This window comes from Butyrivibrio sp. NC2007, assembly GCF_000421405.1.
Taxonomy (GTDB): Bacteria; Bacillota; Clostridia; order Lachnospirales; family Lachnospiraceae; genus Butyrivibrio.
This window is the reverse complement of the sequence record NZ_ATWY01000001.1, coordinates 130,132-147,801: the sequence shown is the minus strand read 5'-3', so window position 1 is coordinate 147,801 and position 17,670 is coordinate 130,132. Positions and strand designations below refer to the sequence as shown.

At 40.0% G+C, this 17,670-nt stretch carries 12 protein-coding genes; 1 reads left to right on the top strand and 11 read right to left on the bottom strand.

Annotated features, from left to right (window positions below; translation table 11 throughout):
• Window positions 1-6 precede the first annotated feature (6 nt).
• From acpP to rpmF, 3 genes are all read right to left on the bottom strand, one after another.
• On the bottom strand, window positions 7-243 hold the full coding sequence (gene acpP / locus G632_RS0100565; RefSeq protein ID WP_022767086.1) for an acyl carrier protein: 237 nt from the start codon (window positions 241-243) through the stop codon (window positions 7-9).
• Between the two features lie 41 nt (window positions 244-284).
• Window positions 285-1,289: a phosphate acyltransferase PlsX gene (gene plsX, locus G632_RS0100560; protein ID WP_022767085.1), complete on the bottom strand. Its 1,005-nt coding sequence runs from the start codon at window positions 1,287-1,289 to the stop codon at window positions 285-287.
• Between the two features lie 145 nt (window positions 1,290-1,434).
• Entirely contained in the window at window positions 1,435-1,617 is a 183-nt protein-coding gene (gene rpmF / locus G632_RS0100555; protein WP_022764007.1) for a 50S ribosomal protein L32, read from the bottom strand.
• Window positions 1,618-1,896: 279 nt separating this feature from the next.
• On the opposite strand from rpmF, the gene G632_RS0100550 reads away from it, so the two are divergent.
• Window positions 1,897-2,757, top strand: a complete 861-nt coding sequence (locus G632_RS0100550) for an AraC family transcriptional regulator (protein WP_022767084.1) — start codon at window positions 1,897-1,899, stop codon at window positions 2,755-2,757.
• 41 nt (window positions 2,758-2,798) lie between these two features.
• On the opposite strand, the gene G632_RS0100545 is transcribed toward G632_RS0100550, so the two are convergent.
• From G632_RS0100545 to G632_RS18390, 8 genes are all read right to left on the bottom strand, one after another.
• Window positions 2,799-3,833, bottom strand: coding sequence for a branched-chain amino acid aminotransferase (locus G632_RS0100545; protein WP_022767083.1), 1,035 nt, complete (start codon window positions 3,831-3,833; stop codon window positions 2,799-2,801).
• A 99-nt stretch (window positions 3,834-3,932) separates the two neighbouring features.
• On the bottom strand, window positions 3,933-5,285 hold the full coding sequence (locus G632_RS18395) for an AI-2E family transporter (RefSeq protein ID WP_022767082.1): 1,353 nt from the start codon (window positions 5,283-5,285) through the stop codon (window positions 3,933-3,935).
• Between the two features lie 28 nt (window positions 5,286-5,313).
• Window positions 5,314-6,135: an Mrp/NBP35 family ATP-binding protein gene (locus G632_RS0100535; RefSeq protein WP_022767081.1), complete on the bottom strand. Its 822-nt coding sequence runs from the start codon at window positions 6,133-6,135 to the stop codon at window positions 5,314-5,316.
• 26 nt (window positions 6,136-6,161) lie between these two features.
• Window positions 6,162-7,121 carry a glycosyltransferase family 2 protein gene (locus tag G632_RS0100530; RefSeq protein WP_022767080.1) on the bottom strand — a complete coding sequence of 320 codons (960 nt, stop codon included), beginning with the start codon at window positions 7,119-7,121 and terminating at the stop codon, window positions 6,162-6,164.
• Between the two features lie 148 nt (window positions 7,122-7,269).
• Window positions 7,270-7,872, bottom strand: coding sequence for a hypothetical protein (locus G632_RS0100525; RefSeq protein ID WP_022767079.1), 603 nt, complete (start codon window positions 7,870-7,872; stop codon window positions 7,270-7,272).
• Window positions 7,873-7,876: 4 nt separating this feature from the next.
• Complete coding sequence (locus G632_RS0100520) at window positions 7,877-8,185, bottom strand: hypothetical protein (RefSeq protein ID WP_022767078.1); 309 nt, start codon at window positions 8,183-8,185, stop codon at window positions 7,877-7,879.
• Between the two features lie 23 nt (window positions 8,186-8,208).
• Entirely contained in the window at window positions 8,209-9,141 is a 933-nt protein-coding gene (locus G632_RS0100515) for a hypothetical protein (protein ID WP_022767077.1), read from the bottom strand.
• A 39-nt stretch (window positions 9,142-9,180) separates the two neighbouring features.
• Window positions 9,181-17,634: a type II secretion system protein gene (locus G632_RS18390; protein WP_022767076.1), complete on the bottom strand. Its 8,454-nt coding sequence runs from the start codon at window positions 17,632-17,634 to the stop codon at window positions 9,181-9,183.
• Window positions 17,635-17,670: the final 36 nt, after the last annotated feature.

Sequence of the window (17,670 nt, the reverse complement as noted above, 5' to 3'; positions counted from 1 at the left end):
GTCATCTTATTTACTTGCGATTGCGCTCTTAAGGAGTTCTACGGCTTCTCCTACAGTGGTGATATTCTCTGTCTTCTCAGGATCGATCTGAACATCAAATTCATCCTCAAGCCCCATGATGATCTGGAAAAGATCAAGTGAATCAGCCCCAAGGTCCTCAGTAAAGGTTGTCTCAGGCTTGATCTCCTCAGGATCAACGTTAAGTACGTTTGCAATAACTTCTTTCATCTTCTCGAATTCCATTTTAAATCTCCGTTCCTTTTATAAATATTTAGTACTAATTATCATTCTGATATCTTTGCGCTAATCTTCTCACTAATCTTCTGTTCTGTAAAGGTTACACACTGTAAAATTGAATTTTTTACTTCAATTTCGTTGGCACTGCCATGTGTCTTAACAACAAGACCTTTAAGTCCAAGCATTGGTGCTCCGCCGTACTGATCCAGGCTGTAATTAGCAAGTGATTTCTTGAGGTCGTCCTTAATAAGAAGCGCTCCTATCTTGGTCTTAAGACTTCCCATGAGTGAACCTTTTATAATGTGCATCATGGATTTAGCGACACCTTCATACATCTTAAGTATCACATTTCCGGTAAATGCCTCACATACTATAATATCAGCTCCGCCGGCAGGAATATCTCTTGCCTCAACACTTCCAATAAAGTTGATATCGGGACAATTCTTAAGAAGAGGGAAAGTTTCTTTTACTAAAGCGTTACCCTTCTCCTCCTCAGCACCTATATTGACAATTCCAACTGTAGGATTCTTGATTCCTAAGATGTTCTCCATATAAACGGTTCCCATCTTGGCAAATTGTACAAGGTGTGATGATCTGGCATCTACGTTAGCACCGCAGTCGATAAGAAGTGATGTGCCTTTCTCTGTGGGGATAAGAGGTGCAAGAGGAGCTCTCTCTACCCCTTTGAGCCTTCCGATGATAACCTGGCCTCCAACGAGTGTTGCTCCGGTACTTCCGGCAGAAACATAGGCATCAGCCTCTCCATGGCTAACCATATACATGGCCTTAACTATAGAAGAATCTTTCTTCTTACGGATTGCCATTACAGGTGGTTCTGCCATCTCGATCACTTCTGTGGCATTTACAACCTCAATCTTGTCCTTGGGATAGTCATATTTGGATAGTTCTGCATTTACAGCCTCTTCCTGACCCACAAGAAATACCTTGAGGTTACTATTCTCCTTAACAGCATCAACGCTGCCTTTTACAGTCACAAAAGGAGCATTGTCTCCGCCCATGGCGTCAACTGCAACTCTAACAAGTTCAGACATATTAAGTCCATCCTCAAATTATTTTGCGCGTAAACAAATTCCGCAATCTTTAAACATTCTACTAAAGTGCTATACAAAAATCAAGGCTTTCAAGCATAAGCCTGAAAGCCTTTAATTCTTTGTAAAAATGAGGTTTTACTAAAAATTAATCCTCAACTTCAACAATGCTCTTCTTATTGTAATAGCCGCACTTCTTGCATGCACAATGTGGCTGCATAAGAGCTCCACAGTGACTGCACTTTACCAAAGTAGGAGCTGTCATTTTCCAGTTAGCTCTTCTCTGATCTCTGTGGCCTTTTGATGACTTATTCTTTGGGCAGATTGACATTTCAGTAACACCTCCTTACTGTATCCGTATAAGAAACTGCCTTTTTATGGGCAATCAATTACGTTTAATCATTTGCATACCTATGTATTGTAACTAGCAGGTAAGTATTTGTCAACAGTTTTTTAATCCTCTCATATTATATTTTTTTAGATATGAGAAATACATCATTTTTATAATTTCTCACTTTTTGATAAAAACATATCAAATCTTGAAAATAATGAAGTCTTACTGTATCATAACTTCTGTCGGTATATATTTTATCATAAGCGGAGAACAATCATGAAAGAACTTAATTCCTGTAAGGAAGCAATGGCTAAAAGTATTGAGAATAAGTATTTTGCCGTTGCACATTTATATAAAGATGAAAAAGCCATGGAAATGCATATCCATGACTGTTATGAAGTCTATTTTTCAATTTCAGGTGGGAAACAGTTCCTTATAGATAATCAGGTATATGATATCGCTCCCGGAGATCTTTTCCTTATTAATCAGTATGATTCTCACTATCTTACTCAGATTGATAAAGAGCTTCACGAGAGGATCGTTATCATGATCGATCCCGAGTATATGCGAAGCATATCCACAGAAGAGACCAATCTTGACGCTTGTTTCCAGGGAAGATCAGAACACTTCTCTCACAAGGTAAGCCTCACCCAGGAACAGCAAGGCAGATTTTTATATTTTATCAACAAGCTTGTAACCAGCAACGGCTATGGTCATGACCTCTTAGAACGCGCAACCTTCACGGAACTCTTCGTCATGATCAACAAGATCGTCGCTGACAGAGAGAATAACACAGAGGCCGAAAAATCAACCACTTATAACGAACAAGTAGATTCAATACTCTCCTATCTAAACAATAACCTTCAGTACCCGGTAAGTATTGGTGATCTTTCCAAACACTTCTATATAAGTGAGTCTTACATCTGCCGTATATTCAAAGCCGCTACCGGTACTACTATTAACAAATATATGACTGCAAGACGAATCTCTATTGCGAAATCATTACTTGCTGAAGGCGTTGGTGTTAGTGATGTCTGCGAACGTTGCGGTTTTTCAGACTACAGTAACTTCCTAAAAGCCTTCACCAAGTCAGTCGGAATATCACCAAAGAAGTATTCTCAGTACTGCAACAAATGAACAAAAATAGCCTCAGGCTCTTGGCCTGAGGCATTATTTTTTTACATTTTGATTTCGTGGATCCATCCTTCGGGAGCTTCTACAGTGCCCATCTGAATACCTGTGAGGGTGTCATAGAGCTTTTTGATTACTGGTCCCATCTCATCCATTCCGTTTACGAAGCAGATCTCTTTTCCGTGGTCATTGATCTTGCCTACAGGTGAGATTACTGCTGCTGTTCCGCAAAGTCCCATCTCAACGAAATCTGAAACCTCTGAAAGCTTAACAGGTCTTTCTTCTACATTCATGCCAAGGATCTCTTTTGCAACATAAACGATTGATCTTCTTGTGATTGAAGGAAGAATTGAATCTGTGTGTGACTTAGGAACTACAAGTGAGCCGTCCTTGGTAACAAAGATGATGTTAGCTCCACCTGTTTCCTCGATGTAGGTTCTTGACTCAGCATCAAGATATACATTCTCTGCAAAGCCTTCTTCATGAGCTGTTACGATAGCATGAAGACTCATTGCATAGTTAAGTCCGGCCTTGATGTTACCTGTTCCGTGAGGTGCTGCTCTGTCGAAATCACTGATCTTAACGACGATTGGCTTAGCACCGCCCTTGAAGTAAGGTCCTACAGGTGTTACGAAGATTCTGAACTGATATTCATCGGCAGGCTTAACACCGATTACATTGCCTGTTGCAAACATAACAGGTCTGATATAAAGTGTTGCTCCGCTTCCGTAAGGTGGTACCCAGTCAGCGTTTGCTGCAACAACTTCCTCTACTGCCTTAATAAATCTATCTTCCGGGAAAGAAGGCATCTCAAGTCTCTTTGCGGAATCAACCATTCTCTTGGCGTTGAGATCAGGTCTGAAGGTAACAATTCTTCCATCCTCTGTCTCATAAGCCTTAAGGCCCTCAAAGCACTCCTGTGCGTAATGAAGAACTCCGGCATCCTCACTTAAGGTAATTGTGGAATCTTCTGTGATAACACCGTCATCCCATTTTCCGTCCTTGTAATTGGATACAAATCTCTTGTCGGCAACATGATAAGCGAATCCAATATTTGCCCAATCTAAATTTTTCTTAGCCATAATAACAGCTCCCCTTCCCGTACTTTAACACGTCAAAGCACTAATTAGTAACAATTATAATTCAAAATAAATTAACGTCAAGTGCCCATTATCCAAAAATCACTTCTTTGTAGTCTTCTTTCTGTCAAAGAGCTTTTTGAGACCGGATACCTTTTTTCTACCCGCATTATACTTCGTATTTGCCTGATCACTTAAAAGCTTATACTCACCGTTTTCAATATATGCAAGGTCGTAATAATCACTGGTATCGGTACTCAAGCTCTTTTTGCGCAGATAATGGTTGGTAATCCTTGCAACAAAGGCATAGAATACAGCAAAAATCGGAACTCCGATGAGCCATCCAACTATACCCCATAGACCTCCAAAGAACATGATTGAGAATATAACCCAGAAGCTTGAAAGACCTGTTGAGCCTCCAAGTATATATGGTCCTAAAATATTTCCGTCAAACTGCTGAAGAACAATAACAAAGATCAGGAATATAAGGGCCTGTATAGGATCGATCAATATCAGCAAAAGAGCTCCTGCTCCGCCTCCGATATATGGTCCAAAGAACGGAATTACATTTGTAACGCCAACTATAACCGAAATCAGCACAGGATAATCTATCTTCAATATCTTGCATCCTATATAGCAAATGATACCGATAATTATAGAATCAACAATCTTACCGCCAATAAAGCTCTCAAAGGTTCTGTGTGTAAATCTGAATGCCGATATAAGCTCGTTGGCTACATTTTCTTTAAAGAAAGAATAAGCAATCTTTTTGCCCCTGGTCGTAAATCTCTCTTTAGAATTAAGAACATAAATAGCAACAATGACACCGACTATAATGTTGATTATCGCGCTTACGCCTGACATTACACTTTTTGAAGCAACCTTAAGAACCGTCTGCCATTCAGGAAGATAAGGTTTAATATTCCTTGTGATGAACACAGATAATGTTGCATAGTATGAATCCAGCTGCGAATCTATAAGTTCCTGCAGATCGGGATTATTATCAAGAAGTGAATTGGAGTAGTCATCAACCTTTTTGATATAATCCGGCAGATTATTTATGATCTCTCGAATACTGCTTACAAGCTGAGGAATAATGATGATAAGAAGTGTATAGACCAGCAAAATAAATATGGCAATAGTAATAAGAACTGCTATGCCTCTCATCTGCTTTCTCTTTTTCCAATCTGCATCTTTGGAAAAAGAGACATCGATTCCTCTTCTCTTATATATAGGGATCAAAATCGTTCTCTCAATGCCATTTAGCATAGGTATCAGTATATATGCCAAAACCACGCCCATAATTACGCCGGAAATTGAATCCAGCATGTTATTCAGCGTTGAAAGGAATGTCCTGCCATGGAAAATAATGTAATAAGCAAGAAGTGTCCCTACAGCAACAAAAAATATTGTGATGCCCCAGGTTATTTGGTTTTGATTAGGCTTATTCTTCATCTCTTTTCCCTCAAAAGAAATATGAACATTATTCTGTCATTCCATCAAGCACGTAAACAAGACTATCAAGACAGTCTACTTCGATATTCTCTGCCTTACCTGCGTCACACTTCGAAGCAAAATCAGGGTTCATGGGGATTCTGCCAAGTACATCAAGGCCTCTTGAAGCTGCGTAAGCATCGAGCTTGCTCTCACCGAAGATGTAGATTGGCTCACCACAGTGTGGACATTCCATATAGCTCATGTTTTCAACAATGCCAAGAACAGGAATATTCATCATCTTGGCCATATTTATAGCCTTATCGACTATCATTCCCACAAGCTCCTGAGGAGTTGCTACCACAATTATTCCGTCAACAGGAAGTGACTGGAATACTGTAAGAGGCACATCACCTGTTCCCGGAGGCATATCAACAAACATGTAATCTATATCGCCCCAGTTTACATCTGACCAGAACTGTTTAACGATTCCTGCGATCACAGGTCCTCTCCAGATAACGGGATCAGTCTCATTTTCCATGAGCATATTAAGAGACATTACCTTCATTCCGCCTTCTGTTGTAGCCGGAAGCATATTCCCATTCTCATCGGCAAAGTTCAGCTTGCCTATTCCAAACATCTTAGGTATGGATGGTCCTGTAATATCAGCATCCATAATTGCTGTCTTATAGCCCTTTTTATTCATCAGAGATGCTGAAAGACCTGTTACAAGGCTCTTTCCTACGCCTCCCTTACCACTTACGATTCCGATAACCTTTTTAACCGAAGAGTTCTCATTTAAGGGAGCTCTCATGCTATCTTCCATCTGTTTCTTAAAATCTTCCGGCTTCTTGCCATGTCCGTTTGCCATAATTTCTACTACCTCTGTTTCTGAATTTATTTCTGATCCTTCTCGTCACCGAGATAAGATTCTATGATAAACCTTGGCCTGTTCTTGGTCTCAAGATAAATCTTGCCTATATACTCGCCAATAACCCCAAGGGAGATCATCATAAGACCTCCGATGGCCCATACTGAAATCACTGTTGTTGTCCAGCCCTGAATAGTATTTCCTGTAAAGTATCTTACAAGCGAATAGATCAGAACTGCAATGCTCACAATAAAGATGAAAAAGCCAAGTCCTGTGATCATTTTGATTGGCTTTGTTGAAAGGCTTGTTATTCCTTCAACTGCAAAACTAAGCATCTTTTTTAACGGATACTTGCTCTCTCCTGCAAACCTCTCGGCTCTTTCGTAGTAAACAACGTCGCTCTTATAGCCAACCATGGGAACTATTCCTCTGAGGAACAGATTAACTTCACCAAACTCTGCAAGGCCTAAAAGAGCTCTTCTGGACATCAGTCTGTAATCCGCATGGTTATAAACCGTCTTGGCACCAAGCTTGTCCATTAGTTTATAAAAGCCTTCTGCTGTTGTTCTCTTAAAGAATGTGTCAGTTTTTCTGGCGCTTCTAACACCATAAACAACATCGCAGCCCTCGTTGAACTTATCGATCATTTCATCAATGGCATTTATGTCATCCTGAAGATCCGCATCGAGAGAAATGGCTGCATCACAAAGGTCTTTTGCAGTCATAAGTCCGGCAAGGAGCGCATTCTGATGGCCCATATTCTTGGAGAGATTGATTCCCTGAAAAATCTCATCCTCATCATGAAGAGCCTTTATTATCTCCCAGGTTGCATCTCTTGAACCGTCATTAACAAAAACAATTCTGCTATCAGAAGAAATCTTGTTTTGTTCAATTAAAGCGTGTAATTTGTCCCGAAGAAGGGATGAAGTAGTCGGCAGAACCTCTTGCTCGTTATAGCAAGGGATAACGCAGAAAAGCCTTCCCATATTATATCCTCCAAATAATTCTCATACCCTCTTATAATAATACATTTAGCTAAAAATCACCATAGATACTATGGAAATTCAAAAAAGCGCCACAGTTTGCTTAAACTGTGGCGTTTATAAGTCATGGGGGACGGTTCTTTTGACTTCCTTAGTTGCTAACAACTGTGAGAGGTTTAACTCTGAACTGGGTATATGCCAGAGCCTTTTGTTTAGCCTCAGCAGCTGTAAGAGCTCCTTTAGAGGCATCATCAACCCAGAGTGTTACTATGAATACTTGATCTGTGCTATTCCACTGTATTGCGTTTCCATCAAGATATGCTTTCAGGAAATATGTATCACTGCTCTTTACTGCAGCCCTGTTTGCTGCGGTATAATTCGTCTTAGTCACAAGAGGATAATCTTCACCCAGAGCATTCTTGATCCTTATCTCACCGTTGGAATCGACTACAATCTGGCTGCCTTCACCCATTCTCCTGGAGCTGCTGAAATACGTCTTAAGCTTTCCGCCTTCAATCTCTATGTCCCTTGCGTAGGTCAGTTCATTCTGAAGAGATGACGCCAGCGCAGAACACAAAAGCTGTGCCTCTGATGCCCTTGTCTCTCGTACTACATTTCCAACGCCTAAGTTAAAACACTGTATTATCACTGAAGTTGAGAGCATCAGGATAATAACCGAAAACAACAGCTCGGCAATAGTAAATCCTCTGTTTTTCTTTAATTTGCTTTTAATCTTCTTCGCAATATTTTTCATACGTTTACCTGAAATAATAATAGATTGACTTTTTGCCATCGGCATCAGTTTCATTGCACCAGCTGATAGATCCGGTAAAGCTGACAGCACCGGAACCTGTTATGCTCCCTGCTGTGCCGGTCGTCTCGGTAAGTTCCGGTAGCGACGTGGCTTTTGAATTTCTGGCCTCGAAATTTATCCTTGCTGCTGTGACAATAGCTCCCGCAAGCATTACCATGGCAGGCACGATTATAAGAAGAGACGACAACGTTTCTGTCAGGGTCTCTCCACATTTTGACCTTATCTTTTTTCTTAACAGTGCAATAATCTTCATATTACCTCACCACTTCCAAATCTTTAATGGGATGTTGAATATACGCTTCTCATCTGGTCAGCAGGCCATGTAACGGAATAGCAGGAAACTTTAACAAGTTCCTCCGAACCATCTGCAACATTATCTGTAAAATCATTAATTTGAATTGCGCTTACACCGCCACTTTCGCTTTTAATTCCTGCACATATCACCTTGTCGGTCCTAACAGCTGCTGCTGCATCCATTCTAACAATATATTTGGACAACACATCTCCGCCTGCTGTCTTAAGAACCTTTGCTTCCGTCACAGCATTTATAGAATAGGAACTATTCATGGTAAACATTGTCTCAACAGAAAAGTATTCATTGGTGTCCGGATTGGTGAAGTTAGTTGTAAGAGTTTCCTGGACCTCAGTTTCGCCGCGATCGATCTTTCTTGCCAGATCACGGATCATATTCCGCACTGCCTTGCTGACATCCCTCACATCCGCAGTATCCTTAGCCTTGACAATGTCATAAAATGTCGGCTTCGTATCTCCGGAAGCAACACTTTCAATAAAAGCTCCACCATTTTCTGTAGCGTTGAAGTACATGGTGATACTTCCATCTGAAGGGTTCTTTTGCTCAATGTACTGATAATTCAGGGTCAGTGCATCATACTTAAGATATTCATCCGGGTCACCTGCCGCTTTATCAGGTCTTCGTACTTGAGAGTGATCAGGAAGCTCCACTAAGTTACCATTGCCTGTAAGCGCTTCCGTAATGATCCCTGACATAGATTCTGCAAGGAGGAATGACTGCTCATCATATTTTAGTCTCTTTACTCTGGTGGCGGCGCTGTATGCCGCATTGATAACCACAAAGGCTATCATTGCGGCAAACATAAAGCCGACAAGGGCAAAGACAACGGATGCCCCCTTTGAGGATCTCAATCTTTTAAACCATATTAGATTTTTCTGAAAAAGAAGTTTTTTCAATTTCATAACTCCATCATCGTTAATCATTGTATAAACAGATTAAATCCACACTTCTATCGTGCCTGTCTCTTCACCATTTACATTGTACAACTTAATAATATATTTGGTGGTTCCGCTGCTGGCTTCAACATAAGCCACAAGATCATTATTAAGCTTATTGCCATTGCCGAGTATTCCATCGCTGTCAACAACTATAAATGCTTCTGTACCATTGACGATGAAGAAGAATTTATACTTTCCTGTATCAGTATTCTTCGTTGCCTCAATTATGTTTTGAACATTTTGAGCATTTTTTTGAATTCCTGTCGGTAATGTACTTATATCATAAGTAACTATACTTGTACCATCTGCACCGATTTCATACTTAAGTTCTTCATCCCAGTACCATAATCCTGTAGTTCCTTCTTTACCCGCAAACTTATAGTAAATGAAGCCATCATCTTCTTCTGTTGTGCCTGCAAACTTCAATGCATAAGCGGACTTATTGATTGTCACTGAAGTCTGTACAACAACATCAATCTCACTTGTGGTTTCATCATCGTTATTAACTGAAACCTTGATCGGTAGATATGAAGAAGTATCATTTCTGTTCATCGCCACAAGTTGCATTGTGACAGGATATGTGCCTGGTGCGATAGCAGCTATTGCTTCAATTGCAGCAGCGTTGGTTGCATCATTATCTAAAAATGTAGATGTAGTCACACCATTAACATTGTAAATGATAGCAGGACCATATGCTTCATCAGCCCATTTAAATGAATTCGAAACATCTTCAGAAACATAAGTAATCCAGTCAATCGGATCATACTTGTAATAATTTATTGAATTTCTTGCAATTATTACATTTGGTTCCAGCTTGTATCTAACTGTTATCGTAACAGCATCTGCTGAATTTTCAGGCCTGTTAACAGGTATATAATCACTGGTATCTGCTATAGTCGTGGTATCCGAATCAATCTGATATTCATAGATTGAATATCCTGGAATATCAGTCGGGGCTACCAATGCCCGTGCGTAAGTGACATCATCTACCTGATATGAACTGATTATAATATCCTGACCATCGATATTAATACAGTTATTAACAATATACTGCCATGCCGAGGCCTCCTTATATCTGAATCTCAGTGTCATTCCGTCGATTATGGTCACTTGGACAGGATTCGACAGAGCTTCGTAGTTCTTAAGATTCTCATAGGATCCACTGAGTATCCTGATATCCTTACTTCTATCATCAGTACTGATAGGAGGATTTATTGTTATACTCTCTCCCGGATTGCCTGATCTTATTACGCTGAATATCTCCTCATTTCCACTTGTATAATCAGAGCAGATTATTGTATATGTCGGATTTCCAACAATTAGTTGCCACTTACCATACAACGTAGAGTGATTTATAATCTCGGTTTGTCCAGCTATAACCTGCTCTGTAAGATCACTCATATCTGTAGGTTCATTAAGTCCCGAATACAGGTACCATCCCAGGAACTTGTACTTTTTGACAACATCTCCGGCATCATTTTTGATCACATAGAAGTAATCGTCTCCCTCCTTAACCATAATACGATTTTCGTCTAAGTCTCTTGGTTTTTCAGGAAGACTTGTGATTGTCGTTTTATATGGTACCGGATTAGGATTGCATATCAGCTCCGTATCTACCTTATTATTTGTTACATCAGGATAGAACGGATTGAACTGAATATTACACTCTTTTGGTGCCCAGTATGCGAATGCCTGCAAATTCTGACAGTTCATAAGAAGATTATTATTACTATCTACGAGCGTCGATGCCAGTTGTTTGTATGATTCACATATAGTGCCATCTGCTTCGGCAATTTTTGTCGCAGGATCATGAGCACTGGATGCATACCATCCATCAAAGATATAATCGTCACTAGGAGCAGTTATCTCCGGTTCAAGTACTTGAGTACCTTCAGTGACTCTTATTCCTCTTGGCAGCCTTGGAATTTCCTGCTTATATAAGTAGTCTGTAGTAAAATTAACCCCGTTCTTCAGAGTGGCATCAACAAAATCCAGAGTAAATGTATTACGTTTAAGCCATACTTCTTGATTCAGATATCCATATCCGGTGTATTCCGGAATATTATTCTCATTGTAAGCATGATAAGAATATTCATCGTTGTAATTTAAAATATAGTATGTGGTATATCCCTCTACAAAAATACGCATTGCATCGTTGGTGATGAAGTATGTATTTGTATTGGCTGTTCTGCCATAATTTTCAATTATTGGACTATTATTAATATAATCTGATCCGAAATCATCTGGCATATTTGCAGTCGTTCGTTTTTTAGTAGCAGTATCCCATGCATCATCACCGGGTGTTATTTCGGTATAGAATCTTGTATATCCTATAGAAGTTCCACCATTAACATTATTAAGATAATTAGGGTACAGGTCTTTACCTTTTCGGTCATAATCTGCCAAATCTTTATTTATGTCCTGGAAAAGACGTAAGCTGAATTCTGTGTAGCTCGTACCTGAAGTACCACCTAACCTGTATTCCTGCAACTCAAACGGCTCTGAATCACTTAAGCTCGTATAATAGAACCATGTCGGCATCAGGTTGCTGCCATCTGAAGAGAATACTGCCGGAGCACCATAAAGCCCTCTAATATAAACAATTACTCCATAATTTACTTTGCTTGTATCCGTAATATTATTTCGGAACGCATATCCTCTTGATCCTGTGTATTCTACATAATCAACCGAAGTTCCAGTTGCAGCTTTATGATCTCCGAATACTACTTTCACTTTTGCATGATTTCCTACAGGCACAAAATCAGACATAGATGATGTACTGTTTAATGCCGTACTGAATGCTTTTTTATCTGCAGGAGCACTCTCATCATCAGCAGCAATATCGTCGAGTGTGCTGTATTTATGGAAATCATCCCACTGAGACCAGTCTGCATCATCATGATGTGTAACAACCCTGCTGTTTATATATGTCTTGGTCCAGGTGTAAGCAGTGAAATTATTCCCATAGTATGATAATTTCAAATAGATCGTTCCCGTATCACCGGAAGTATTATTCGCAATATATGTTATAAGATCATCGTAATCGCCTACATAATTTTGGCGGCCATTATTACCACGTCTATATATATTGTTTGAATTTCTCAGATCGTCTATATATGGGCCATCAATATAAACCTGATCCAACACTCTATTCGAGGAAACAGAGTTATCAGTAGCGGTAATAAAATGGAACCTGTATTCCACCTCAATACGATCATAATACAACGCAACAACCATCGCATTGCTTCCGTCAAAGTGCGGTTTGCCATATCTGGCTGAGTTTGCCTTATTGGCTTCATAAGGATATTGTTTCTCGATATTATGATCATCTTTGATATCGAAACAATTATTCTTTACGAAGGGTTCAAGATAATCTACAAAAGAGGTATCACTACTTTTCATGATAAGATCAGTAACCTTAAGTGTATTGCCCTGAGCATCTACCGCTCCGGAAGCTATACCATTATTAACACCGAAAGTAGTTCCCTTGTATAACTCATACTGCTTTGTTGATGCGTTAATATTGTCATATGCACTCTGATAATAAATTTCGACTCTAAGGGTAAGGGGATTTTCTGTCCAAATCGGAACTACAAGCACATCCCTGTCAGGCATAGTCAATATTTCTTCTACGCTATTTGTCTCGCCGGCTTCTCTAAATTTTTCACCATCATACGTAACGGTTCCGTTATCTGACTGATAATAGTACTTAAATCCCGTAAGAATAAACCCTTCACGTGTAAATGCATATGAAATCACATCCGTTTTATACCAATTGTAAGTATTCGCTGACGCCCAATATCCCGAACCAATCCTAAGCCTGATTGTTCCGGAATTACCTGATAAATTATTCTTTATATATGTTTGTACTGCTTCATAACTGTCAAACCGTGTATAATAACTCCATCCGCCTCCGTAATTCCTTGTTCCCAACCATATTTCATCAGATCCTTTAAGCGCATTGATATTAGGACCTGTAATACTGATTTCAACACCCGAATTCTTGTCTTCCCACAGCGTATCCTGATATGTCTGCCCATAATAAATATCAGTCTTAGGAGCCCTGGCTTCACTACCGTTATATTTCTCAGGGGGAGTCAGTCTTTGAGGCCAATTCAGCCCGAAATAAATCTTATACTTGTTCCGCTGATAATAGTGCGTAACTGTATATACACCATTAACATAGCCGGCATCAGTTTTTGATTTTGTAAATCCGGCAAATGTCGGAGCAGTCTTTTCGTCCATCAATTTCACAAGAGTACTGCCCTCTATATCCGTAAAACCTTCATCACCAACCCTTACTGTATACTTTTTCGAAGCATCAGTACTAATCTCTCTAGCCGCAAGAGATTCACTAAAACTCTCATAATTATTTACCACAGGTATGGTACTTGATTCATTCTGCTTCGTGTTCTCGAATACAAGGTTAAGTCTTCTGTTAGCATAGTCTGAGTTGTACAGAATTACATAGTCAAATGCCTTATAAGTCGACATACTGATTTTGTTATCACTATCTTTTGTAACTTCCGTACATCCCCTGTTTTCAAAAGGCACAGTATTACCGTCAGAATCCTTTTCGGGTCCAATTCTGACTATTGTATATACCGGTTTTTGAAGTACATTATCTCTATACGCCCTGGTGATTACACCATTCTGATATAATGCCTGAAGATCGAGCAGCTCAAATCCGGCACTCTTAAAATTAGGAATTTCTCTGGTAATAACCTTATTTGCAGCAGCTCGTTTTTCATCCAGCTGACGTAGGAGTGTTTCATCACTCAATATCTTCTCTGCAATATAGTCTTCAATAAGTTCTTCATCATGTGCAAGTTTACTGTGTGATGCTCTTACCTTTTCTCTTATATCAGGCTGATTGCTGTAAATTACATCGCAACCATCTGAAGGTTCCTTGTAAGCAACCTGGAATTCATCTGTAGATGCGACTTTAGATCCTGTATATATCTGCCTAAGCGTTTTTGATTCAGATGTTGCATTCTTGGCAGGAAGTACATATTCAATATAAGATAGTCTTACTGAATACGGTTTATTAAATCTATAGACAGCGTACATCTTTTTTGTTCCGTTGCTGTCTGCTCTAAAAATTGATGAGTGAGTGGAACATGTTTCACCGAATGTATTAGTTCCGTTTATAGAAGTCTGAACCACTCTGTCACCAGTCTTCATGGTACTCTTAACAGAATCCAAAAGAGCATCATCTGTTTTGGCAAGATAATCCAACTTCTTAGCTCTGTCAAAAGAAGTTGATCCTACCTTATAAGCTGTATCGGGATCATAATATCCCACAAACTTATATCCACTGAAAGAAGAATGTGATCCAACATTTATCTGATATTCTGTACCGGATGCTGTTGTTACCGGAACAGCTTTAGTTTTTCTTGCAAATCTGACATCTGTCCTAAGTTCTTTAAGGTTCTCATCATACATCATGTACCATATTTCGATATCGTTCTTACCGTCAAATGTAAGCCAGTCATTGTAGTGACCAAGTTTTACATTATCAGTAGGAGTACTATCTACAACGGTAACCTTGCTGACATTGAGCTTAGGGAACGGATAGTCAACCAAAGTTGTATCCAGGAACGATGAAAGTGAATATGGATAGGTACTTCCACTATCTGTACCTGTAACAAAATTGCCGCCTAAAAGAGTTCCGCCGCCGGTTTTTGTGTTTTCTGCAAGTTCTGTTGAAGTTACAGCTACTGCATTAGCTGATTCTGTGAAAGTTGTAGCTGTATATACATAATATGCTACTCCTTTTGATTTAGGAGCTATCGGGTAGCAGTTGTTATGAACATTCACATCAGGGTAATTGTTAACTGTACCGTTTACATTTACATTATGATCAGAGTCCTGTCCTGCTTTTCCGGAAAAATCACAAACATTGTCAAAATTGAATACACTGTAGGAATCAGACACATCGCCAATTTCCACAGGAGCAAAACCTGCTGCAGTATCCGCAGTACTTGTGAGGAATCCGGCTGTGTAGCAGGAATGGAATTCAGAACTACTGTTGCACGCTGCTGCAAAACCACCTACATTCTTACCGGAGATGTAGAAATCAGAGTATGAACTGTTTACTGATAGCTTACCTGTTGTAGTTCCAACAAAACCGCCTGCATTTGTAGCAGCAGAAAGAACACCTGCACTAAAGGTGTTTTCTATAGTTATATTTTTAGTTGATGCACCAACAAGGCCTCCGACATTGCCATAACCGACAATTGTTCTCTTGCTGACAACATCATCTGCTTTCAGATCCTCAATATACTTAAATTCAAACTTATCCTTGAGGTGGGCATATTTTAAAATAGCATTCGGAGTATTCGCACTAAGGCCCATGGTCTTAACAAATTCAGTCTTAACACTGCATACATCCTTATTGCTTTCAGATGAAGAAGGAATAAAATACTCAGAATCCTTTATGTTAATGACAGCATCTGCATTACCGATGAATCCACCGGCATTTCCGCTTGAAGATCTTACAATACCTGATGCTACTGCAGTATCTTCGCTTATTGTCATTTGAGCATTTTTAACATTTCCTGCGATTCCGCCCGCATTGCCATTTGAAGCAGCTACCTCAGTTCCGAAAACTTTACATCCTTTCAGGGTAATATCTTTAGATTCAGAATCAGAAGAACCGATAATACCACCGGAATTTGATGTAGCCCTTACACTTCCGCCCAAGACTGACAGGTTCTTTCCTTCCAAACCCGCACTGATCTTGCCGATGAATGAACCCGAAACAGCAGGTGATACGTCTGTTCCGACTTTTACAGCTGCAAATGAGCAGTTTTCTGCTGTTACATCAGAAGTAGCCTCTCCGATAAATCCACCCAGAGAAGCTGTATTTGAACCATCTATAGTCACTTTATTCAGATAGCAGTTTTCCAGAGTAACGCCATTAGAAGCTGTGACATTTGCAGCAAACATGCCTGCTTTTCCGGCTCCGGAAGTACTGCTTATGGTGCTGTCGGTTATAATGACGTTCTTAACGCTGACAACAGTATCTGCATAAGAAAGAGTTCCTAATATTCCGGAATCAGATGTACCGTTCACCTGATTGATATCAAGGTTCTTGATAAGATGATTCTGTCCGTCATAAGAAGCAAGGTATGATGAATCAGTTGGCTTAAAATTGGTGAATCCGCCTACATCGTCATATACAGAGAGCCAGAATTTATTGAACTTATCCAGATCGTTATCTCTGGTAACTCCATCCGGAGCCTTGGCATTGAAGTTAATGTCAGCAATCTGAATAGCGTTAAGACCGCTGACCTCTGCCTTGCCCACATTCTGAAGATGTCTTCCGTATTCAATATAGGCCTTGGTTCCTGAAGTTGCAGCAAAAAGGCTGTTGTCAATATCATAGTCCTGTACAGTCGGTGTGATACCATTAGCACCTTCAAGCTTAGCTATCAGATAAAAATCATGTCCGGGAGTAACAGCAGGAACATATCTGCTCTCACTGCCCGATACAAATGCACCATCATAAAGGCTGTCCAGAAGAACATCCCAGGACGCACTGATATATTTATCTGACACATAAGTTGTTACGCCGCCATCGGCATCTGATTTTCCGTTATAAATGCCTTCAGGCTTGTTGTTAAGTCCCGGGCCACTCAGCAGTTTATCTGCAGTAATACTGGGATATCCATATTCAGCACCTGTATCTGCATCCTTCAGAGTTAACTTTATGGTTACATTTTTCAAAAAATCGGGAATCTCAGTAGCAGTAAGGCTGTCTTCCCAGCCGACAGATACTCTTACATGTGCGTAAAGGTTTTCTTCGTTAACAATGTCTACATCAACAGAAGTATTTCCCACTTGTTTATTTTCAGAAAGAAGTGGAAGAATATCAGTTTCGCCGTACCAGCCAAACTTGTCCTTGCGGTCAGCTAAAGAGAATGCATGATTTGAGATCGCATTTTCCAATGTTGTGATTGTTATGCCTTCGTTAATGCCTCTGCCAAAGCCTCCAAGACCACTGTCATTCCTGTCGGCATACACAACATTTAGCACGCGGCAGGTGGATGCCTGGTATTCAATAACCCAATAATTGGCAAATATCTCGCCATTTACTGTGTCATCACCCATGATTGCAGTATTGGCCTCACTTGACACACCGCTCTTTATATAAAAGACTTTTTTATCTGCGTATCCGTCTACCTGTGTTCCGCCGTGATCTTTATCAATGGTGTCTTCTTTTCCGTAAGCATACAGTTCGCTCAACCTGTCCTGAGCAGCATGGAATATTGTCTCGGCAGTTTTATCCAGCTGGGTCTGCTTCATGTTTTTGTACATTGAAACAGCACTGACACCTCCTACAGCTGCCAGAATGCCTAATATAACAATTACAACCAGAACCTCTGCCAGCGAAAATCCCGCCTTTTTCCGTTTTGTTCCGGTAAAAAACCTGATTCCTCTGTTCATAATATCACCCCTCCTGAAAGAAAAAATTCCAGAAAC